The organism is Sinorhizobium sp. FG01 (assembly GCF_002531875.1).
Lineage (GTDB): Bacteria > Pseudomonadota > Alphaproteobacteria > Rhizobiales > Rhizobiaceae > Sinorhizobium > Sinorhizobium fredii_C.
In genome coordinates this window covers 281,733-299,850 of record NZ_NWTB01000006.1, presented here as the reverse complement: position 1 = coordinate 299,850, position 18,118 = coordinate 281,733, and the positions used below count along the sequence as shown (strand labels likewise).

The 18,118-nt window shown below is 61.9% G+C and carries 23 protein-coding genes; 8 read left to right on the top strand and 15 right to left on the bottom strand.

Annotation, left to right across the window (positions count from 1 at the left end; genetic code table 11):
* Window positions 1–15 precede the first annotated feature (15 nt).
* The 6 genes from ugpC to CO656_RS11720 all read right to left on the bottom strand — a co-directional run bounded on the left by ugpC (window position 16) and on the right by CO656_RS11720 (window position 7,227).
* Window positions 16–1,092, bottom strand: a complete 1,077-nt coding sequence (gene ugpC, locus CO656_RS11745) for a sn-glycerol-3-phosphate ABC transporter ATP-binding protein UgpC (protein WP_097525875.1) — start codon at window positions 1,090–1,092, stop codon at window positions 16–18.
* Window positions 1,093–3,015, bottom strand: coding sequence for a glycoside hydrolase family 127 protein (locus tag CO656_RS11740; protein ID WP_097525874.1), 1,923 nt, complete (start codon window positions 3,013–3,015; stop codon window positions 1,093–1,095).
* Window positions 3,016–3,032: 17 nt separating this feature from the next.
* On the bottom strand, window positions 3,033–3,896 hold the full coding sequence (locus CO656_RS11735) for a carbohydrate ABC transporter permease (RefSeq protein ID WP_037419342.1): 864 nt from the start codon (window positions 3,894–3,896) through the stop codon (window positions 3,033–3,035).
* Window positions 3,893–4,810 (bottom strand): sugar ABC transporter permease, encoded by a 918-nt coding sequence (locus CO656_RS11730; protein WP_097525873.1) that lies wholly within the window; start codon window positions 4,808–4,810, stop codon window positions 3,893–3,895. Before CO656_RS11730 ends, CO656_RS11735 begins: the two co-directional genes overlap by 4 nt.
* A 65-nt stretch (window positions 4,811–4,875) precedes the next feature.
* The gene (locus CO656_RS11725; protein ID WP_097525872.1) at window positions 4,876–6,111 is read right to left on the bottom strand and encodes a sugar ABC transporter substrate-binding protein; all 1,236 of its coding nucleotides are present in this window, start codon (window positions 6,109–6,111) and stop codon (window positions 4,876–4,878) included.
* Window positions 6,112–6,207: 96 nt separating this feature from the next.
* Window positions 6,208–7,227 (bottom strand): LacI family DNA-binding transcriptional regulator, encoded by a 1,020-nt coding sequence (locus CO656_RS11720; RefSeq protein WP_037419336.1) that lies wholly within the window; start codon window positions 7,225–7,227, stop codon window positions 6,208–6,210.
* Window positions 7,228–7,542: 315 nt separating this feature from the next.
* On the opposite strand from CO656_RS11720, the gene CO656_RS11715 reads away from it, so the two are divergent.
* A complete protein-coding gene (locus tag CO656_RS11715; RefSeq protein WP_018237148.1) occupies window positions 7,543–7,704 on the top strand; it encodes a Thivi_2564 family membrane protein in 162 nt (53 codons plus the stop codon).
* Window positions 7,705–8,254: 550 nt separating this feature from the next.
* Here CO656_RS11715 and CO656_RS11705 read toward each other — a convergent pair.
* Together CO656_RS11705 and CO656_RS11700 are read right to left on the bottom strand one after the other, a co-directional pair.
* Complete coding sequence (locus tag CO656_RS11705; RefSeq protein WP_037419330.1) at window positions 8,255–8,599, bottom strand: hypothetical protein; 345 nt, start codon at window positions 8,597–8,599, stop codon at window positions 8,255–8,257.
* Between the two features lie 334 nt (window positions 8,600–8,933).
* Window positions 8,934–10,031, bottom strand: coding sequence for a DUF475 domain-containing protein (locus CO656_RS11700; RefSeq protein WP_097525871.1), 1,098 nt, complete (start codon window positions 10,029–10,031; stop codon window positions 8,934–8,936).
* 413 nt (window positions 10,032–10,444) lie between these two features.
* Between CO656_RS11700 and CO656_RS11695 the strand changes: the two genes are divergently transcribed.
* The 6 genes from CO656_RS11695 to CO656_RS11670 all read left to right on the top strand — a co-directional run bounded on the left by CO656_RS11695 (window position 10,445) and on the right by CO656_RS11670 (window position 13,558).
* Window positions 10,445–10,696 carry a DUF982 domain-containing protein gene (locus CO656_RS11695; protein ID WP_037419326.1) on the top strand — a complete coding sequence of 84 codons (252 nt, stop codon included), beginning with the start codon at window positions 10,445–10,447 and terminating at the stop codon, window positions 10,694–10,696.
* A gap of 75 nt (window positions 10,697–10,771) precedes the next feature.
* On the top strand, window positions 10,772–11,062 hold the full coding sequence (locus CO656_RS11690) for a DUF982 domain-containing protein (RefSeq protein WP_037419324.1): 291 nt from the start codon (window positions 10,772–10,774) through the stop codon (window positions 11,060–11,062).
* Window positions 11,063–11,249: 187 nt separating this feature from the next.
* Window positions 11,250–11,672, top strand: a complete 423-nt coding sequence (locus CO656_RS11685; protein ID WP_037419503.1) for a low affinity iron permease family protein — start codon at window positions 11,250–11,252, stop codon at window positions 11,670–11,672.
* Window positions 11,673–11,813: 141 nt separating this feature from the next.
* The gene (locus CO656_RS11680) at window positions 11,814–12,188 is read left to right on the top strand and encodes a hypothetical protein (RefSeq protein ID WP_037419321.1); all 375 of its coding nucleotides are present in this window, start codon (window positions 11,814–11,816) and stop codon (window positions 12,186–12,188) included.
* A gap of 2 nt (window positions 12,189–12,190) precedes the next feature.
* Window positions 12,191–12,973: an SDR family NAD(P)-dependent oxidoreductase gene (locus CO656_RS11675; RefSeq protein ID WP_037419318.1), complete on the top strand. Its 783-nt coding sequence runs from the start codon at window positions 12,191–12,193 to the stop codon at window positions 12,971–12,973.
* A 276-nt stretch (window positions 12,974–13,249) separates the two neighbouring features.
* Window positions 13,250–13,558: a DUF6074 family protein gene (locus tag CO656_RS11670; protein ID WP_097525870.1), complete on the top strand. Its 309-nt coding sequence runs from the start codon at window positions 13,250–13,252 to the stop codon at window positions 13,556–13,558.
* 21 nt (window positions 13,559–13,579) lie between these two features.
* Here CO656_RS11670 and CO656_RS11665 read toward each other — a convergent pair whose 3' ends face one another.
* The 4 genes from CO656_RS11665 to CO656_RS11645 all read right to left on the bottom strand — a co-directional run bounded on the left by CO656_RS11665 (window position 13,580) and on the right by CO656_RS11645 (window position 15,240).
* Complete coding sequence (locus CO656_RS11665; protein ID WP_037419312.1) at window positions 13,580–13,849, bottom strand: DUF982 domain-containing protein; 270 nt, start codon at window positions 13,847–13,849, stop codon at window positions 13,580–13,582.
* A complete protein-coding gene (locus CO656_RS11660) occupies window positions 13,837–14,334 on the bottom strand; it encodes a CBS domain-containing protein (protein ID WP_097525869.1) in 498 nt (165 codons plus the stop codon). Before CO656_RS11660 ends, CO656_RS11665 begins: the two co-directional genes overlap by 13 nt.
* Before the next feature lie 299 nt (window positions 14,335–14,633).
* Complete coding sequence (locus tag CO656_RS11650) at window positions 14,634–14,900, bottom strand: hypothetical protein (protein WP_097525979.1); 267 nt, start codon at window positions 14,898–14,900, stop codon at window positions 14,634–14,636.
* A 61-nt stretch (window positions 14,901–14,961) separates the two neighbouring features.
* Complete coding sequence (locus CO656_RS11645) at window positions 14,962–15,240, bottom strand: DUF1236 domain-containing protein (protein WP_097525868.1); 279 nt, start codon at window positions 15,238–15,240, stop codon at window positions 14,962–14,964.
* 293 nt (window positions 15,241–15,533) lie between these two features.
* Between CO656_RS11645 and CO656_RS11640 the strand changes: the two genes are divergently transcribed.
* Window positions 15,534–16,055, top strand: coding sequence for a sigma-70 family RNA polymerase sigma factor (locus tag CO656_RS11640; protein ID WP_097525867.1), 522 nt, complete (start codon window positions 15,534–15,536; stop codon window positions 16,053–16,055).
* A 19-nt stretch (window positions 16,056–16,074) separates the two neighbouring features.
* Here CO656_RS11640 and CO656_RS11635 read toward each other — a convergent pair whose 3' ends face one another.
* From CO656_RS11635 to CO656_RS11625, 3 genes are all read right to left on the bottom strand, one after another.
* On the bottom strand, window positions 16,075–16,233 hold the full coding sequence (locus tag CO656_RS11635) for a hypothetical protein (protein ID WP_097525866.1): 159 nt from the start codon (window positions 16,231–16,233) through the stop codon (window positions 16,075–16,077).
* Window positions 16,234–16,434: 201 nt separating this feature from the next.
* Window positions 16,435–16,623, bottom strand: coding sequence for a DUF3008 family protein (locus CO656_RS11630; RefSeq protein ID WP_037419299.1), 189 nt, complete (start codon window positions 16,621–16,623; stop codon window positions 16,435–16,437).
* A 144-nt stretch (window positions 16,624–16,767) separates the two neighbouring features.
* Window positions 16,768–18,096, bottom strand: coding sequence for a hemolysin family protein (locus tag CO656_RS11625; RefSeq protein WP_037419297.1), 1,329 nt, complete (start codon window positions 18,094–18,096; stop codon window positions 16,768–16,770).
* Window positions 18,097–18,118 lie beyond the last annotated feature (22 nt).

Below are 18,118 nucleotides of genomic sequence, written 5' to 3'. Positions count from 1 at the left end.
TCCGGTCCGCCAGGTTCAGGCAATCCGCGCGCCGCTCGCATCGAAATACCGCCTGCGCTCGCGCGGCGCTGTCAGCCATACTGTCGATCCCGACGGAATGTCGTCGCTCTCCCGCAACTCCACAACGACATTCTGTCCGTCGCCGAGCCTGCAATAGACATAGCGCGTGCCACCAAGATATTCGGTGAATTCCACGGTCGCCTGCACGGCATCCGGTCCGCTGGCGACGATCCTAATATGTTCGGGCCGCATGCCGAAGACGATCCTATCGCCGGGTCGAAGTCCATCCAGGCGCGCGTCCATCTCGCAGGCGGCGAGCCGCATCTTTCCCGGGCCTCGCCATTCCGCGTCGAGCAGGTTCATGCGCGGCGAGCCGATGAAGCCGGCGACGAAGGTGTTGAGGGGATTCTCGTAGACATCGCGCGGCGCCCCCGTCTGCTCGATCCTGCCGTCCCGCAGGATGACGATCTGATCGGCAAGCGTCATCGCCTCGGTCTGATCATGCGTCACATAGATCATCGTGTTGCCGAGTTCGCGGTGCAGCCGCGCGATCTCCACACGCATCGAGACGCGCAGCTCGGCATCGAGATTAGAGAGCGGCTCGTCGAACAGGAAGACGTCCGGCTTACGCACGATCGCCCGGCCGATCGCCACGCGCTGGCGCTGGCCGCCCGACAATTGTCCCGGCCGCCGGTCGAGCAGATGGTCGATCTTGAGGATCCCGGCCGCTTGCCCGACGCGCCGCTCTATTTCGGTACGCTCGGTACGGGCCATCTTCAGTCCGAATGCGAGATTGTCTCGCACACTCATATGCGGATAAAGCGCATAGGACTGAAAGACCATGGCAATGCCGCGCTCGGACGGATCGAGATCCGTCACGTCGCGACCCTTGATGGCGATTTCCCCGTCGGTCACCTCCTCGAGCCCGGCGATCATCCGCAACAGCGTCGATTTCCCGCAACCCGACGGGCCGACGAAGACGACGAAGTCTCCGTCCCTGATCGTCAGATCAATACCATGGACGACCTGCAGCGCACCGAAGCTCTTGCGCACGTCGCTGAGTGCCACACCGATCCTATCTCGTTCGGTCATCTAGGCGCCACGCTTCTCGGCTTGCAGCCAGACGAGCATTTCGCCGGGCGCGCGGTTGTCCCAGAGGTGGTAAGGCACCAGGCGCAGATTTGCCTCGTGCCTGGTCGGCGGTGTGGCGCGATACAGCGCCTTGCCCCAGTCCGTCGGGTCCTCGCGCTCGACCGGTAACTCCACGGCGATCGCATCTTCGAGGTCTTTCATGATCGACGTCTTCGTTTCAGGAAGGTCCTTCGGCACGACGATGGCACTGAGATTGCCGCCATTGTCGATCTCCTCGGCGCAATAGACCAGTGGCCCGCGCATCAGCGCGACACGGCCGGCATCCTGCCGAACTTTCGGATTGGCGTATTGCGGCCGAAGGGTCAGCGGCAGGTCGAGCGAAACCTCGTCGCCATCGGTCCACGTCCGCTCGATGCGGGCATAGCCGTCCAGCATCACGGCATCGAGATCGATGCGGCCGCCATTGACCGAAAGGCCGGCGCCATCCGCCCATTCCGGAATGCGCAAAGACAAGGCGAATTGCCGCGGCTGCTTGAGTTCGAGCCGGATCGAGACCTTACCGTCCCAGGGATAATTGGTGACTTGCCGCAACGTGACGCCAGAGCCGCCCAGTTCCAGCCGCGCGGTACTTTCCCCATAGAGATGAACGGCGATCTCGTCGGCCGCGACGCCATACATATAGGCACCCACCGAGGCGACGAGCCGGGCGATATTGGGCGGGCAGCAGGGGCAATTGTGCCACTTCCAACGATGATGCTTGCCGGTGCTTTCCAGCGGATTGTCATAGAAGAAGGTCTTGCCGTCCAGTGAAAGACCGGTCAGCGCGCCGTTGTAGAGCGCCTGTTCCATGATGTCGGCGAAGCGCCGGTTCGGGCCGCGCCCTAGCATACGGCTTGCCCAGAAGACCAGCGCGACCGAGGCGCAGGTCTCGGCATAGGCCGTGTCGTTCGGCAGGTCGTAATAGTCGGTGAAGCCTTCGTTCTTCGCCGACGGGCCGATCCCGCCCGTTACATACATCTGCTTGGTCGTAAGATCGTCCCACAATGTCTCGAGTGCTGTTGTGAGCGTGTCGTCCTTGTACTCCGTGGCGAGATCGGCCATGCCGGAATACATATACATGGCGCGAACCGCATGGCCGACGACCTTCTTCTGCCGGCGCGCGGGCTCGTGGGACTGGCTGTATTCGTAGGTCTTTTGGATATAGTCCTTGGGCGAACGGCCGTCGCGGATCGCCTCCTCCGTGAAGAAGTGCGGCTCCTGGCCGCGCTCATCGATGAAGAACTTCGAAAGCTCGAGATACTTCTTCTCGCCGGTGACGCGCGCCAGCTTGACAAGCGCAAGCTCGACTTCCTGATGGCCGCAATAGCCGGCGATCTGCCCCTCGCCATGGCCGAATTTGCCGATCATGTAGTCGGCAAAGCGGCACATGATGTCGAGCAGCTTGCGCTTGCCGGTCGCCTGGAAATAGGCGACCGCCGCTTCGATGAGATGACCGGCACAATAGAGCTCGTGATGGTCGCGCAGGTTCGTCCAGCGCCGCTCCGGCTGCACGCGCTGGAACCAGGAATTCAGATAGCCGTCCTTGTCCTGCAGTCGCTCATACATGTCGATGATCTCATCGGCTCTGGCCTCCAGTTGCGGATTGGGCTTGCGGTAGAGCGAATAGGCAATGGTTTCGATCGACTTCGCCAGATCGCTGTCCCAGAACATCTGGGTCGTTCCGCCCCACGGCTGGATGGGGATGATGATCCCCGGTCCCGGGCGCCTCACGTCGAGCGCCTGCAACATCCCCGCCTCGACGCAACGGTCGAGCAGAATCTCGGCCGTGGCGTTGCAGACAGCGTCCTGCCACTTGCCCCAAAATCCCCCGACTTGCACATCCGGAACGGCCACGGGCCTGAACTGACGGTCCTTCTTGCTCATGATATCCCTTTCTCTCGTCATTTGACCGCGCCGGCCATCAGCCCGCGCATGTAGTAGCGTTGCAACAGCAGGAAGACGATGAGACACGGCACCACCATGACGGCAACGCCGGCCTGGACTGCACCCCAGTTGATCGCTCCGAGGCGACCGGCGCGGACGGCCGTCATCAGCACCGGTAGCGTATAATTGTCATTGCTGGAGAGCAGCACGAGGGCCGCGAAGAACTCGTTCCAGGCATTGAGAAAGGCAAAGATCGACACCGTCGCGACGCCGGGCATGACAAGCGGCAACAGCACCCGCACCAGCAGCTTCAGGTCGCGGGCGCCGTCGATGCGGGCCGCCTCCTCGATCTCTTTCGGCACCGCATCGAAGGCGTTGCGCATCATGAAGACCGAGAACGGCAGTTGCAGCGTCACATAGACGAGCATCAGGCCGAACAGCGAATTGTTGAGTCCGAGCCGCGCCAGGATGATGAAAAGCGGCGTCAGGATCGACTGGAACGGGATCATCAGCGTCGCGATGATCAGGACGAAAAGCGCATTCTTCAAAGGAAAGCGGTAGCGGGAGAAGCCATAGCCGGCAAGCACGCTGATCGCGACGGTCAAGACCACCGTTCCAAGCGACACCACCAGCGAGTTCATCGTGTGCTGCCAGACGCCAGAGCCGAAGCCGTCGAGGATGCGATAAGCATCGAAGCTGATACCCGACAGCGGCCATGGCGGCAGCGGCGGCAGACCGGATTCGCTGTTCGGCCGGAACGATGCCAGGAAGCCGATGCCGAAAGGAGCCAGGAAGAAGAACGCCGTACCGATGCCGATCCCGTGATAGGCGACCCGGTCGCGCAGCGCCTTGCGGGCGCGGATTTCCCGGCGCGTCCTCATGGCCTCTCATCCCCCACCTTGAGCAGCCAGAGCTGGAAAATGCTGATGGTGACGAGAATGGCGAGGAGCGCGATCGACAGCGCCGCGCCATAGCCGAGATTGAAGGACACGAAGGACTGGTTGAAGATGTAGTAGACGACCGAGATCATGCGGTTCTGCGGGCCGCCGCTGGTCATGATATAGAACTGGTCGAAGGCGAGGATGGAGCCGGTGACCGACAGGATCAGCGCCAGCGCCATGGTCCGACGCATCAGCGGCAGCGTCAGGTAACGGAAGCGCTGCCACCGCCTCGCGCCGTCGATACGGGCCGCCTCCGTCAGCTCCGCCGGAATCGCCTGCAGCCCGGTGAGCAGGATGATCATAGTGAAGCCGGCGATCTTCCAGACGACCATGACGATGATGGTCAGGAATGCCGTATCGAAATCGGCCAGCAGATTGATGCGGCCACCGGTTAACCCGAGCCGCTGAATGAGCGGGGCGAAGAGGCCGCTGTCGACATTGGCAAGCCACACCCACAGCAGCGAGGCCGAGGCGAGCCCGACGACGACCGGCAGGAAGATGATCGTTCGATAGGCGGAAACCAGCGGCCGCGGCTTCTCGACGAACATCGCCAGCGGAAAGGCGACGGCGAAGATCGCGATGGTGACGATGATCGTATAGTGCGCCGTAAAGCCGAGCGCCGCCATGAAGCGCGCGTCGCTCACCATGCGGACATAGTTGCCGAAACCGATCCAGGCCGGCTTCCCGAGCAGCGGCCACTTGTGCAGGCTCATCCAGACGGTGAAGACCACCGGCAGGACAAAGAACACTGTCACCAGCGCCATCGCGGGTGCGATGTAGAGGAGGCCGCGCCAGCCGGACCGCTTCCTCTTGCGGTGATGCAGCGACGGAAATGCGATGCCCGACATCGTCATGCGTGTTTCTTCGATCCAGGTGCGGGTGCTGGAAAGGCAAAATTGCCCTCCCAGCGGTACGGGACTTATTGTCCGGCGTCGATGATCGACTGCATCTCGGATTGCGCATTCGAGAAGGCGCCGTCGACGTCGTCGCCATAGATCGCCGCATTGATGAAGGTTGCCCACGGGCCGTTCGATGAGTTGATCAGGTCGTTGAACTGCAGCGTGTAGGGCGTCTTTGCGACTGCGATCGCCTCGATGCCGACCTTGAGGCGCGGATCGAGCCCTTCGAGAACCTCACCGGCAATATCGCCGCGGGTCGGCAGGCTGCCGTATTTCGCCATGATTTTCTGGCCCTCCATCGAATAGGTATATTCGAGGAATTTCTTGACCGCTTCCAGCTTCGGCGTGCCCTTGGTGACGACGAAGTTGTCGCCGCCGGCAAAGGAAGACGGCTTGCCGTCGACGCCCGGGATCAGCGTGACGCCGAAGTCGATCTCCGGATGCTGGGTGACCAGCGTGCCGATGGCGAAGGCACCGATGCTCTGCTGGCCGATCTTGCCGTTCGTGAAGGTCAGGAAATTGACGCCGTTGTCGCTGGCGGAACCGGCGGGGACCGTGTCCTTGGCGACGAGGTTGCGATAAATGTCGACGGCCTTGCGCATTTCAGGCGTGTCGAGTGTCGCCTTTTTGCTGTCGGTCGAGAGGATGTCGGCGCCCGCCCCCCAGACGAGCGGCGTGAAGGTGAAGATCATGCAGCCGCCGCAGCCGCCTCCGGAGAAGTAGAAGCCATAGGTGTCGCCGCCGAGCGCGCGGATCTTCTCGGCATTGGCGGTGATCTCCTCCCAGGTTTTCGGCGCCTTTTCCGGATCGAGGCCTGCCTTGCGGTAGAGCTCCTTGTTCCAGGCGAAGATCGAGGTCTCGACCGAAAGCGGAAGGCCGTAGATCTTGTTCTCATAGGTGCCGAGCTTGACATGCGACGGCGACAGCGAATTGAAATAAGGAAGCGATTTCGCCCATTCGCTGAGGTCCTCGAGCTGCCCGGCGGCCGCAAAAGCCGGCGTATAGATGAGGTCGAGCGACAGCGCATCCGGCGCCTCGCCGCCGGCGATGGCGGTGGCATATTTCTGCACAAGTTCGGAAAAGGGAACTTCGGTGAGTTCCACCTTGTCCTCACCGGCAGCATTATAGGCCTTGACGACCTCCTTGAAGGAGTCGCCGATACCAGAGCGCACCCACATGCTGATCGTTTCGGCGGAAGCAACGGAGAGCCCCAGCCCGTAGGCAAGCGTCGTTGCGGCAAGTAATCTCTTCAACACTTTTCATTCCTCCTCTTGACCGGAGTCGCCTCAATGCAGGCCCCTCCTCCTCGCTCAGTCGCACTCGGCCGGCGAGGCCTAACCAGGCGCGCTCATTCAGTTGGTCTGGGCGCCACCACAGGATTGCCGGACGACCAGCTTGCAGGGCAGCTTGCGCAAGCCCGGCTCGGCCGGGCGTCCTTCGGCAAGTGCAAGCACCATCAACCCGGCCTCCCTGCCGAGTTCCTTCAAGTTCATGTCGATTGTCGTCAGCGGCGGTCGGGTCTGTTCGGCCAGGATTTCCCAATTGTCGAAGCCGATGACGGAAACCTCCTCCGGCACCCGGACGCCACGCTCCCGAAGCGCATCGATGACGCCGCGGGCGATCTGGTCGTTGCCGCAGAAGATGCCGTCCGGCAGCACGCCGCCGGCACCCCACAGATCGGCAATCGCCTGGTGCCCCCAACTCTCCGACCAGACGCCATAGCGCACCGAGCCAGCCTCGCCCGCCTCGTTTATGAAGGCGGAGGCGCGCTCGCGTACGGAAACGAAATCCTCGGGGCCGGTGATATGCACCAGCCTGCGGCGACCGAGCTTCTTGAGCCAGGCCGTGGCGAGCGTCGCCCCCTGCGCGTCGTCGGCCGTGAATGTGACACTTTCCGGCGCTCCGGCGGTGAAGGCATAGATAACGGGCACCGGCAGGCCAGCGAGATCGACCGGGAGAGACCTGTCGATCCGCTTGCCTGTCGCGATGATGCCGTCCACCTGCTTGTCCAGCATGGCGTCGACATGGACCTTGCCGAGGACCGGATCGTCCTCGATGGCGCAGAGGAAGACCGAGACGCCGTGATCGACCAACGCCTCCGAAACGCCGGCCATGACCGGCAGGGTGAAGCGGCCATAGGTGTCGTTGGTCAGAAGCCCGATGGTGAACGACCGGCTCGAGAGCAGCCCCCGCGCCAATGCGTTCGGCCGGAAGCCTATTTCAGCGGCCATCCGCTTGATCCGCGCCCGCGTCTCGGCGGCCATGCGGCCATTGTCGTTCAGCGCCTTCGACACCGTCGAGACACTGACCCCGGCCACCCGCGCCAGATCGTGAATGGTCACGCGTCCGCCTCTGGCCCGCTGCGTCGTCAAATCAGCCTCCGCCTTAGATATAAAGGTGAGAAAACCTTTTCGCACGACAGATGTCAAGGTGAGAAAACGTTTTCTCACTGCCGGCGTTTCTGGACATCTTCGAAGGTCGGAACGCAACACCAGCCGTGCCGCTTGGTCCGTTGCCGCCGACGTGCTCGAAAATATTCGCGCCACGGCCGATCGAGACGCGCGAATTGAGCGCCGATCCTCCCTTGCACGCAAAGCGGCATCTGCAATCTGGCGGCTCAGGTCTTTCCTTCCGCTTCGGCTCCCATAGGTAAAGATTTGTAAGCAACGCAACGGGAGCGGAAATACATGTCCTTACTGATCAGTGTGCTTGTGACCTTCCTCGTCGTCATCCTGGTGCTCTACCTCGTTAACCGGTTGCCGCTGGACGGACGAACCAAGCAAATCGTCCAGGTGATCGTGATTATCATCGGCGTCCTGTCGCTGCTGCGGTATCTCGCGGTTTTCTAATGCAGCCGCGCCAATTGGCAGCAATGCCGATGCAGCCGTTCGTCAACGGCTCTCGCGTCGGGGAAAACAGGCAGTCGGGTTGCGAATCACCCCGTTCAAGGGTGATTATGGGCCGTGTTCACTGATCTCTGATTGCATAGCAGACTGGCCGCTCCAATAATCGAGTCGAGACCATCAACCCAGGATGGGTCTCCAGTATCGGAGGAATTCTTCAATGAACAGAAACGTGATCATCGGTATCATAGTGGTCGCGATCGTCATCCTCGCGGTAATCTTTCTGATGCCGGGTGGCACCGAACAGACTGCCGAGACGCCCCCGGCACCGGCCCCGACAGAACCGGCTCCCGCACCCGCGGCACCCGAACCCGCTCCCGCGCCGGCACCCGAACCCGCACCGACGACGCCGGCACCGGCGACACCAGAACCGACGACCCCGGCGCCCACCACGCCCGCGCCCGCTACGCCGCAATAGCGCTTCGGGCTATCGCGTAGGGAAGACCTCGCGCCCCCCGCCGGGCGCGAGTGTCTGAGACTGTAGCTCAGCAGTCCATCAGTCCGTCAAGGCGTGGATGCCGAGCATGTGGACGGTTTCCACCGCCGCCCCGGCTTTCGTGGGCGCCTCTCTTTCGACAGGGTAGTCTTCGATGCTGCCGCCCCGTCCCCACCGCGCGGCAAGACTCATCAGTTCTTCCTGCTCCTTCCGGAGCCGATGCCAGGCGAGAATATCGTCGGCATGGGCGGCATTCAGCCGCGGATCGTAGAAGCGGGTGATTTCTTCGCCGGCATCCCTGCGGGCGGCCTCCAACCGCTGCTTCAACGCGCTCGCCTCGTCCTTCAATTGGAAATAGCGGCGCATGACGGCAATCAGCGCAAGATCGTTCGGGCTGGCGTTCAACAGCGTTCCTCCGCGTCGTTTCCTGATAACCAAGCCTCCGGGAAGCGCGCCCGGCGTGCTCGGCCTTCGCCCGAAACTGTGACCCTTTTCCGGCAAAGAAAGGCATGAAGCGAAATTTCGCGCACGGCACTTCGATGGATGGCGGAGGACATCCGCGTCGCTCCGGCTGACCCGAAATGAGGAGGCAGCGCCGGCTTGCTCCACCTTTCGGCCTGTGCTGTAGAAGGGGCGCGCTGCTGCCGCAAAATGGCTGCGGCGCTGCAGGCAATCAACCAAAACGGAACGGCCTGGCATGGGATTGCCGGGCCGTCCATCTCAAAGGTGGCGTTCGGAACTAGGCTCGAAGCCGCCCGTCCGGCTCGCCCGCCAAAGCCTCGCCTTGCGCCTGGCGTCTGTTGTGGCGAATCGACGACCAGAGCGAAAGGCCGATCAGGCCAGCGCCGCCAAGGCCGGTGATGACCTCGGGGATATGGATGAGGGTCTGGAAGTACATCACCACGGAGAGGATCAGGATCGCGTAGAAAGCGCCGTGTTCCAGATAGCGATATTCGCTGAGCGTTCCCTTTTCGACCAGCATCACCGTCATCGAGCGGACATACATGGCACCGATGCCGAGGCCGATGGCGATGATGAACAGGTTCTGCGTCAGGGCGAAGGCGCCGATGACGCCGTCAAAAGAGAAGCTCGCATCGAGCACTTCCAGATAGAGGAAGGCACCGAAGCCGCCGCGGGCGGCGGCGCTCATCGTCTGCTCCGTGGCATCCAGAAGGCCACCGACGATCTCGACGACGAGGAATGTCAGCAGGCCGTAGACCGCCGCATGCACGAAGGCGATCGCCTCTTCCCCCTCGAGCAAGGTCGAGAAACCGAGAATGAGGGCGAGCACGAAGGCGATCTCGATGCCCCTGATGGTCGCGAAGCGGGCCATCTTGCGCTCGATCCAGGCGATCCAGTGGACGTCCTTCTCATGGTCGAAGAAGTAGTTGAGGCCGACCATCATCAGGAACGTTCCGCCGAAAGCGGCGATCGGCAGATGCGCCTCATGCATGATGCGGGCATATTCCTCCGGCCGGGCCGCTGCGAGGATGACCGCGTCGATCGGCCCGATATTCGCCGCGATCACCACGATCAACAGCGGAAAGACGATGCGCATGCCGAAGACAGCGATGAGGATGCCCCAGGTGAGGAACCGCTGCTGCCAGACGGGTGTCATGTCCTTGAGCTTGTTGGCGTTGACGATGGCATTGTCGAAAGAGAGAGAGATTTCGAGAACAGCGAGGACGGCACAGACGAAGAAGACCGTCAGCATGCCGCTGAGCGTACCGGTCGATTGCCAACCGACCCAGGCGCCGAGAACCAGACCGGCGGCCGTGGTGAGAAAGGCCCACTTGAAATAGTTAAGTGCGGCCGACTGCGAGTGAGACTGTGTCATTGGCGACCCTCCCCTGCCCGCGACTTCGTCGCGTTTGCAACCGAGAGGTTGTTGGATAGAAAAGAACGCACGGCCGAACGGCCACATGCGTGGAGCATGAGTGGAGTTTTCATGGTAGCGTTATCCGCCGGCTGATTTGCTGGCGGTACCGACATCACGAGAGCGCCGTAATAACTCTCGCCAGAGGGGCCCGGCACCAATGTTCCTCCCGCGATCCGATGTCTGAGAGCGGGAGCGTTTCTTTACTTAGCGACATCGAGCTTGGCGTCAAGACGCAAGAGGCAGCAACCATCGGGTTCCCTGCGGCTTTCACACGCGCCGCTGTTGCGGCGACATCGCCGCCGCCAGGGAACCAAAGACCGGCTCCACCAGTTTGATTTCCATCGGCAAACCAGCGGGCGAGGCAAAGCGTCATGCACTGTTTCTGGTGGGACAAGACCGTCGAATTGGAGCTCGGCGGAACGGGTGGTTATCGGGCCGTGAAAAGTACGCGGGAGGCTGTCGAATGCCTGTCGTCGCGTTGGCCGCAAAACCACGGCCGGGCGCTGGCGGCCGCCAAGCGGACCTGCCTCCAAGCACTGGACGGCAAGATCGCGACCGAGAAAGCCCGCAAGGCCTTCATCAAGGCGGCGGAGGAAGCGCACATATCGATTCGCAGTCAATAGTGGCGCATATTCTGATGTAGTCGAAGCCCGCCTTCGCGAGAGCGCCGACACGCAGGAGGGGCGAAAGGAGCGGCCATGATCGAGATCCCCTGGGAAAAACCCGTCAGCCTGAACATGCTGGACGGCAAGTGCCGCACCGTCGTTGGGCCGCTCGACGCAATAAAGTGTCTGCAAAGCGAGTGGCCGGTCCGCCACGGCGCCTATTACGGCTGCGCGGTGCGCACCTGCAATGCGGCGCTGAAGCATCGCAAAAGACCGGAGGAAGCTCGCGCCGCTTTCCTCGCCGCTTCCCGCGAAGCCTTCCTGACGATCGCCGCGCGCGCCGGCGTGGACCTCGCCGGCGATCCACATCGGCGGCTGGAGTGACCTGACCCGTCTTCATCCGCACCTCAAGGCGTTGCCAGCTTCCGACGGCGACATCGACCTCCGGGAACTCTTTTTTGGTTTCGGGCATTTACCGCGAGCCGACGAGAAGCGGATTTCCGCTTTTGGATTGGCCGGCTGCGGCCGGGACAATTCCGTGATTATCGCAATGAAAGGAACGGTCTCTCGGATGGCGAACAACTTCAGCAGATTTTCAACAGCCGTCGCGGAATATTCCGGCAGGCCGGTCACCTTTGTGGTCGCGGTTGCAACGGTCGCGCTTTGGGGTCTCACCGGACCGCTTTTCGATTTCTCCGAGACATGGCAACTGATTATCAACACCGGGACGACGATCGTGACCTTTTTGATGGTCTTCGTTCTCCAGAATTCGCAGAATCGCGATGGCACGGCGCTCCAAGCGAAACTGGATGAGCTCATCCTGACGAGCGAGGCCGAGAACCGTTTCATCGGAATTGAAAAACTCGATGACGGGGAACTGAAGCGTCTTAGCGAACTCTTGAAGGAGCATGCGGCGAGCGAGGGCGATCAGGCGCTGCATCGGAAGATCACCAAGGCCGCCGACCGGAAGCCGAAGCGCGCCGGGATCCGATAGTCCGCGCCCTCGCCGGGTGGAACTAAAAACAACGCAGGGCCGTTTGCCTGCAGGCACAGAGGAAGCGCGAGTCAGAATTTGCCCGGTTGATGAGGTCTTCATCCCAACCCGGCTCGGAACCGCGACAAGGAGGATGAGCATATGCACGTTGTCGGCACACAGGTTATCCCGGAACAGGGGGGAAGGGCCGGTTTCACCGTTGAGTTCGTCGGAGAGGGCGGCGAGATCGTCTCCGTCTCCCTGCGCAACGACGCCGCCCGCAGCCTCAACCGCATGAATGCAGTGGAGCGCGCCAAAGAGGTGATGATGGAACTCGCCAACACCGCGACCGATGTCCTCGAGAATGGCGAAGGCCAAGCGGACCAGACGAACATGCGCCGCAGTGCGCGTCACAACAAGGATACCGACGAGATGGAACGGCAACTCGACGAGGGGCTCGAGGACAGCTTCCCGGCGAGCGACCCCGTTTCCGTGACGGTTTCAACGATTCCGACAGACCGCGCGAAAAAGCACTAGCCATGGGCGGCGTCTCCTCTGTCGCGCTCGTCACCGGCGCGGGATCCGGCATCGGCAGGGCCACGGCACGTGCGCTCGCCAGGAGAGGCACCAGGGTCGGCGTGCTCGGGCGCACACGGCCCGAGCTTGAGGATGTCGCCGGAGAAATCGGCACCGAGGGCGGACAGGCGCTGGTCCTCGAGGCAGACGTCTCCGAGGAAGCACCGATGCGCGAGGCGGTGGACAAGCTCGTGTCCGACTTCGGCGGGCTCGACATCGTCGTCGCGAATGCCGGCATCAACGGCGTCTGGGCGCCAATCGACGATCTCAAGCCCTTCGAATGGGACGAAACGATCGCCGTCAACCTGCGGGGCACCTTTCTCACTCTGCACACGACAGTCCCCCATCTGAAACGAAGCGGTGGTGGCGCCATCGTCGTCGTCTCGTCGATCAACGGTACGCGAACCTTTACCACACCGGGCGCAACGGCCTATACGGCCACCAAGGCTGCCCAGGTCGCCATGGTCCAGCAACTTGCACTCGAACTGGCGAGGCACCAGATCCGGGTCAACGCCGTCTGCCCGGGCGAGATCGACACCAGCATTGCCGAGAATACGAGCTTGCGCCACGAGCAGGAAACGGCGATCGCGGTCGAGTGGCCGGAGGGACAGGTTCCGATCACCGGCGGCAGGCCCGGGCGCAGCGAAGACGTCGCCGAACTCATCCGCTTCCTCGTCTCGGATGAGGCACGGCACATCACCGGCAGTCCCGTCTGGGTCGACGGCGGACAGGGGCTGCTGCGCTGACTGATCCCCGCTTCGGTGACGGAAAAAGCCCCGCCGGGTGGCGGGGCCCATTATTCGCATCAGCACTATGGAAAAGCGCGGATCCGTAAGGGGCTTGCGGAGAGGGAACTGTTCCGCGCATTCCGATTGGAAAAACCGGAACCGCTCCGATTTGTTCCCGGCGAGCGGAAATAATCTGTCCTCCTCGGCTGAGGGGCTGCCTTCGGGGACCGGACGAGGAAATCATTAACTATCTTGCCGATAGAGCTTCCCCTAAGGCGAGTGCAGGGTGATTCGATGGAAGCCGAAGTGAACGAGCGGACGAGCATGTTGAAGGCCGGCGGGATTGTCGCATTTCCTCTCGAGGCGCGTAGCGGGGACGTCGATCGTTGCGCCCGGGAACTTGACCGGGTACACGGAAACGCCGCTCTGCAATATTGGAAAATGGAATGCCGCAAGCTTGCGGATGAGCTTTCCCAGCTTGGCCTCAGGGAGGACGAAATCCGCGGCCAAGTGCTCGCCTTCCAGGCCGAAGTTCAGGCCGCCATAGCGCGCCGCTACGAGCCGCCTGCCGCCGGAAAGAACCGATCCGACAGCAGGACATGAGCAGTCGCCGATCCGGCGCTCTCACTCTGTCCAGCTATGGACGGTGAACCGGGCTTCCTCGGCCGCTTTGATGAAGGCGCCGCGAGCAATATCCGGCTCGTCCTGTCCGTCGATCACCCGATCGCAGGCGGCGAGCGCCTCGCTCCTCGCAGTCCCCTCTCCGTCCGCCAATGGCCAATGATTCTTTAGGCAAAGCAATGCGTCACGCGTGCTCTGAACCCGAAGCACGCGGTTCTCTCCTTCGAGTATCACCGCTTCGCTCCACAGGCGGTCCTGCGTCAGGCCGGGCATGGCGTCATTCCTTCAAGCTGCTGTCTTTCCGGTTCGTGGCGGGACATGCCGTCCAGCACGAGGCCGCCGAGTTCCGGGTTAACGCGAATGATGTCTGCGAGCGCGATGATGCCGGCGGCGTGACGCTTTTCGTCGACGACGACGAGCTGCCGAATCCTCAGATCGTGCATCTTCTGGGCCGCGAGCAGGATGCTGTCTCCTTCCTCGCAGGATTCGGCCGCCACCGTCATGAACTCGAACACGGCCGTCGATGTCGACAATCCCTGGGCGACGACCGAGATCAGGATGTCGCGATCGGTGACGATTCCGAGGATCGTACCCACCCCCGGAACTTCGACCGGCAATGCGCCCACTCCGGTCTCCTTCATCAGCCGGGCGACGGACTGCGCCGTATCGGTCGGTGAAACGGTGTAGACCTGGCGTGACATCACATCGCGGACGCGCGACGCCTTATCCATAAGGGCCTTTTCCTCAGGGCCGGCCATCTACAAGGCTCCTGCCATTGACGGAGGCCGGCACCGCGATTTCCTCATCCGGCGATTTCTTGAGCGGCAGGTCGACCTGATGCGGCACGGCCACTTGCGGTTGCCATGCGTTCCGTTGCGCCTTCTTGCTGTGATTTGGATTTTCCGGCGGCCGGGCAACCCTCGGACGCATTTTCTTCACTCGCTGTCGCACGATTCAATCCCTTCTGTTGACGTGGACCTCCGCGCAAACGCGCGGACTTTCGGTTAACGCGCCAACAGAGAGTGCGGTTCCCTACAAATTTTCTTGGCTTTGCTGTTTAACCGCGTCGCGGTGAATCCGGATCGAGCGCGGCGCGCATCGTGGCGGCCCGAAGAATGGCGGTGATCTCCTCCGTCATTGCATTTTGCCTCGCGAAGGCCTCCGAGGGGACGATTCCGGGATCTTCCTCATGATCCTGGACAACCCGGACCTCGTCGAGGACACGGTTGATCTCCGGCCAAACATCCTCGTGGCGCGCCAGCGCCGAAAGGATGGCAATTAGGATTTCCCGGTGGGCTGCCAGCTGAAATTCAATATCCTGCATGGTCGCCTCACAGACCAGAAGTGCGGCATGGAAGAAGTCCGCCATGCCGCAATTTGAATTATTACTGAACGACCTCCACGACCGCGCGGGTCTTGGGATTTATGACCACCCGCTTTTCGTTCACGATCGCATAGGCAAAGTCCGGCTGATCAGGAATGGTATGGATCTCCACCGTCTCCGGCAGGGGCTGTCCCACGACGATCTCCCCCTCAAAGGCCACGGATGGCGTCTTTTGCTCCATGACATAGGTCCTGACCTCACCTGGCAGCACGACAGTCGTTTGGGCAATCGCTGATGCCGGGAGGATCAGGGCGGCACAAATCAAGGCAAACTTCTTCATGATTTTCTCCTTTCTAGGACCCACCTAACCGAGTGCGACAGCATTTGGTTCCCGCAAACCGTTTGGCCCCTCCTGGCGAACATCTTTATCGTGCCAAGCAGAAATACTCGGATTCTGGCCCGACCTGGAGAGACGGGGGCGATCGATGCGAGCACCGGCGAATGAGCGATTTCGACGCTGCTCCCGTACCAAACGCCGCGAATTGTCCGGCTCTCCAGGAACCAAAACCGCAGACAGGCATTTTCCTTCGCGTCACCAAAAAAGTACTCAGGTCCAGAAGGGCGATATTTGATATGCCTGCCACCGCCGGTCACGCGTCGCAGCCCTCACCGCACATTGAAGAGCAGGTCGTGGACCTGATCCCGGCGTTGCGGGCCTTTGCGCGGACTTTTACGTCGGCGTCCTTCGAGGCCGACGATCTCGTCCAGGAAACGCTGCTTCGCGCCCTGCGCAGCATCGATCAGTTCGCACCGGGCACGAGCCTCAAATCTTGGCTGTTCACGATCATGCGCAATGCGTTCCGCACGCAGTACAAGATTCGCACGCGTGAAGGCCCGGGAAGCACGAACTGCGCGGAGTTGCCGATCCCAATGGCTCCTTCCCAGGAGTGGTCGGTGCTCAATGGCGAGCTGCGGACCGCCTTGGGGTGTCTTTCTCCCGAGCATCGCGAAGTGCTGGTGCTCGTTGCGGGTTTTGGCATGAGCTATAAAGAGGCAGCCGATATCTGCGACTGTGCGATCGGAACGATCAAGAGCCGACTAAGCCGCGCGCGCGATGAGTTGACCGTGCAGATGCACGGAAACCCCCTGAACTAGATAATGCACCCCCGGCCCGTCACTTCTTGCGGGCGTTGAGCGCCTCCTGCAACCGCTGTGCCAGTTCAAGCAGACGTTGCGGCACCGGTTCCTTTTCGATCTTGCCCAACAGAAATGCGATCCGCTCCTCGACGGCCATGTCTGCGTCTGCGTCCGTACGGGCCTTTGGTTCGCTCATTCGTCCGTCCTTCTTACCGGGGTGCCGAACCTAAAATATGGTCCCCGGTTCCTGGTGTAAATCACCAAAACGAAGCCGACACGAAAACCTTATCCCCTTGAATTGGAACAACTTTGCCGCAAGCGGCGCAGTCGGATCGTCACCGGCCGAAGGTTGACGGCGCCAGAAGTGTGGCGGCAGATCGGCCTCCAGGGTGCGCTCTCAGGACTTCGACACGTGTTCCTTCTTGCCCTTGCGCTTGGTCGACGCCATCTCCTCTAGCTCCTTTTCGCTCATGGAGTCGGCCATGCCCTTGGACGCCCCCTTGAGCTCGCTCTTTTTCATGTCGCCGCGCTTGGCGGCGAGCGCGGCACCGGCCGCCTTCTGCTGAGCCTTCGATTTTGCTGGCATTTCTCTTCCTCCGCTCACGCGAACCGAGAGGCCGCAGCCTGGCGATCACGCATCATTCGGCTCCGGGCCATCGGCCATGTCGAGGCCCTCGGAACCGGCGAGATCGGATTATGTTCCGCGAACTGCGCCGGATTGGAGAGGCTTTTATTGCGGCTCGGCGAGGCTCGTCGCCAGGATCTTGTCGATCCGTCTGCCGTCCATGTCGACGATCTCGAAGCGCCAGCCATCGAACTCGAAACATTCCCCGGCCTCGGGGAGATGCCCGAGGATGTGCAGCGCAAAGCCTGCGATCGTATGATAACCGCCGTCCTGCGGCCGGTCGCGCAGCTTCAGCCGGTCGAAGGCGTCATGGGCAGGCATCATTCCGTCGATGAGTAGGGACCCGTCCTCGCGTTCAATCACCGAGCGTTCCTCCGCCTCAAGATCCGGCAGTTCGCCGGCGATCGCCTCCAAGAGATCCGTCTGGGTGACGATGCCTTCGAGGCTTCCATATTCATCGACGATCGTCGCGAGACGGACGGGCGCCGACTTGAAGCGCTCGAGAACGCGGAAAACCGGGGTCGCCTCGTGGAGGATCAACGGTTCGCGCATGACGCCGAACGGGTTGACCGGCTTGCCGTCGAGCAATTGATCGAGCAGATCCTTCTTCAGCACCATGCCGATCGGCTCGTCGATATTGCCCCTGCCAATCAGCAATTGCTCATGCCGGCAGTCGCGGATCGTCCTGAGCACATCGGCCGGCGTATCGTCGGCATCGATCCAGTCGACGTCGACCCGTGGCGTCATGAAATCGGAAATCCGCCGATCGCCGATGCTGAAGATGCGCTGCACCAGCTCCTGCTGGGCGACATCCAGAAGCCCGGCCTCGTGGCTCTCCGCAACGATGAGCTTCAGCTCCGCCGGCGAGTGCAGCGAGGCCTCGCCTGCTCCCGTCCTCAAGCCGGCGAGACGCAGGACCATATTGCCGAGCCCGTTCAGCACCAGGATGGCCGGCCTGAGCAGAAACAGGAAAAGACCAAGCGGCCGGACGACTGCAAGCGCCGTACCCTCGCTGCGCTGCAGCGCCAGGCTCTTCGGCGCCAATTCTCCGAGCACGATATGGAGCGCGGTGATAATCACGAAGGAGATCACGGCGGCGACGGCGTGCGAACCGGCGATGGCCCAGAACTGCGGCAGGATCGACAGCAAGGGTTCGATAAGATGGGCGAGAGCCGGCTCGCCGATCCATCCGAGAGCGAGCGACGAGATGGTGATGCCGAGTTGCGTCGCGGCGAGATTGGCGTCCAGATTGTCGACGGCGCGGCGCAGCGCGCTCGCATTCATCCGGTTTTGCGTCACCAGTTCCGCAACGCGGCTACGCCGAACCGAGACCAGGGAGAATTCGGCCGCAACGAAAAAGCCGTTGGCAGCCACAAGCAGGAACACCGCCATGATTCCGAGAAAATCGAACAGGCTACTGTCAGGGGTGGGCATGTTCTCCTTTCAGGCCCTAGCG

Coding starts and splice junctions, on each gene's coding strand:
- CO656_RS11685 (WP_037419503.1), top strand. CDS start 11,250: ATGGCGAACAACTTCAGCAGATTTTCAACAGCCGTCGCGGAATATTCC.
- CO656_RS11640 (WP_097525867.1), top strand. CDS start 15,534: ATGCCTGCCACCGCCGGTCACGCGTCGCAGCCCTCACCGCACATTGAA.
- CO656_RS11740 (WP_097525874.1), bottom strand. CDS start 3,015: ATGAGCAAGAAGGACCGTCAGTTCAGGCCCGTGGCCGTTCCGGATGTG.
- CO656_RS11625 (WP_037419297.1), bottom strand. CDS start 18,096: ATGCCCACCCCTGACAGTAGCCTGTTCGATTTTCTCGGAATCATGGCG.
- CO656_RS11665 (WP_037419312.1), bottom strand. CDS start 13,849: ATGCCCGGCCTGACGCAGGACCGCCTGTGGAGCGAAGCGGTGATACTC.
- CO656_RS11630 (WP_037419299.1), bottom strand. CDS start 16,623: ATGCCAGCAAAATCGAAGGCTCAGCAGAAGGCGGCCGGTGCCGCGCTC.
- CO656_RS11695 (WP_037419326.1), top strand. CDS start 10,445: ATGCACTGTTTCTGGTGGGACAAGACCGTCGAATTGGAGCTCGGCGGA.
- CO656_RS11670 (WP_097525870.1), top strand. CDS start 13,250: ATGGAAGCCGAAGTGAACGAGCGGACGAGCATGTTGAAGGCCGGCGGG.
- CO656_RS11680 (WP_037419321.1), top strand. CDS start 11,814: ATGCACGTTGTCGGCACACAGGTTATCCCGGAACAGGGGGGAAGGGCC.
- CO656_RS11715 (WP_018237148.1), top strand. CDS start 7,543: ATGTCCTTACTGATCAGTGTGCTTGTGACCTTCCTCGTCGTCATCCTG.
- CO656_RS11700 (WP_097525871.1), bottom strand. CDS start 10,031: ATGACACAGTCTCACTCGCAGTCGGCCGCACTTAACTATTTCAAGTGG.
- CO656_RS11675 (WP_037419318.1), top strand. CDS start 12,191: ATGGGCGGCGTCTCCTCTGTCGCGCTCGTCACCGGCGCGGGATCCGGC.
- ugpC (WP_097525875.1), bottom strand. CDS start 1,092: ATGACCGAACGAGATAGGATCGGTGTGGCACTCAGCGACGTGCGCAAG.
- CO656_RS11660 (WP_097525869.1), bottom strand. CDS start 14,334: ATGGCCGGCCCTGAGGAAAAGGCCCTTATGGATAAGGCGTCGCGCGTC.
- CO656_RS11690 (WP_037419324.1), top strand. CDS start 10,772: ATGATCGAGATCCCCTGGGAAAAACCCGTCAGCCTGAACATGCTGGAC.
- CO656_RS11730 (WP_097525873.1), bottom strand. CDS start 4,810: ATGACGATGTCGGGCATCGCATTTCCGTCGCTGCATCACCGCAAGAGG.
- CO656_RS11650 (WP_097525979.1), bottom strand. CDS start 14,900: ATGCAGGATATTGAATTTCAGCTGGCAGCCCACCGGGAAATCCTAATT.
- CO656_RS11735 (WP_037419342.1), bottom strand. CDS start 3,896: ATGAGGACGCGCCGGGAAATCCGCGCCCGCAAGGCGCTGCGCGACCGG.
- CO656_RS11645 (WP_097525868.1), bottom strand. CDS start 15,240: ATGAAGAAGTTTGCCTTGATTTGTGCCGCCCTGATCCTCCCGGCATCA.
- CO656_RS11635 (WP_097525866.1), bottom strand. CDS start 16,233: ATGAGCGAACCAAAGGCCCGTACGGACGCAGACGCAGACATGGCCGTC.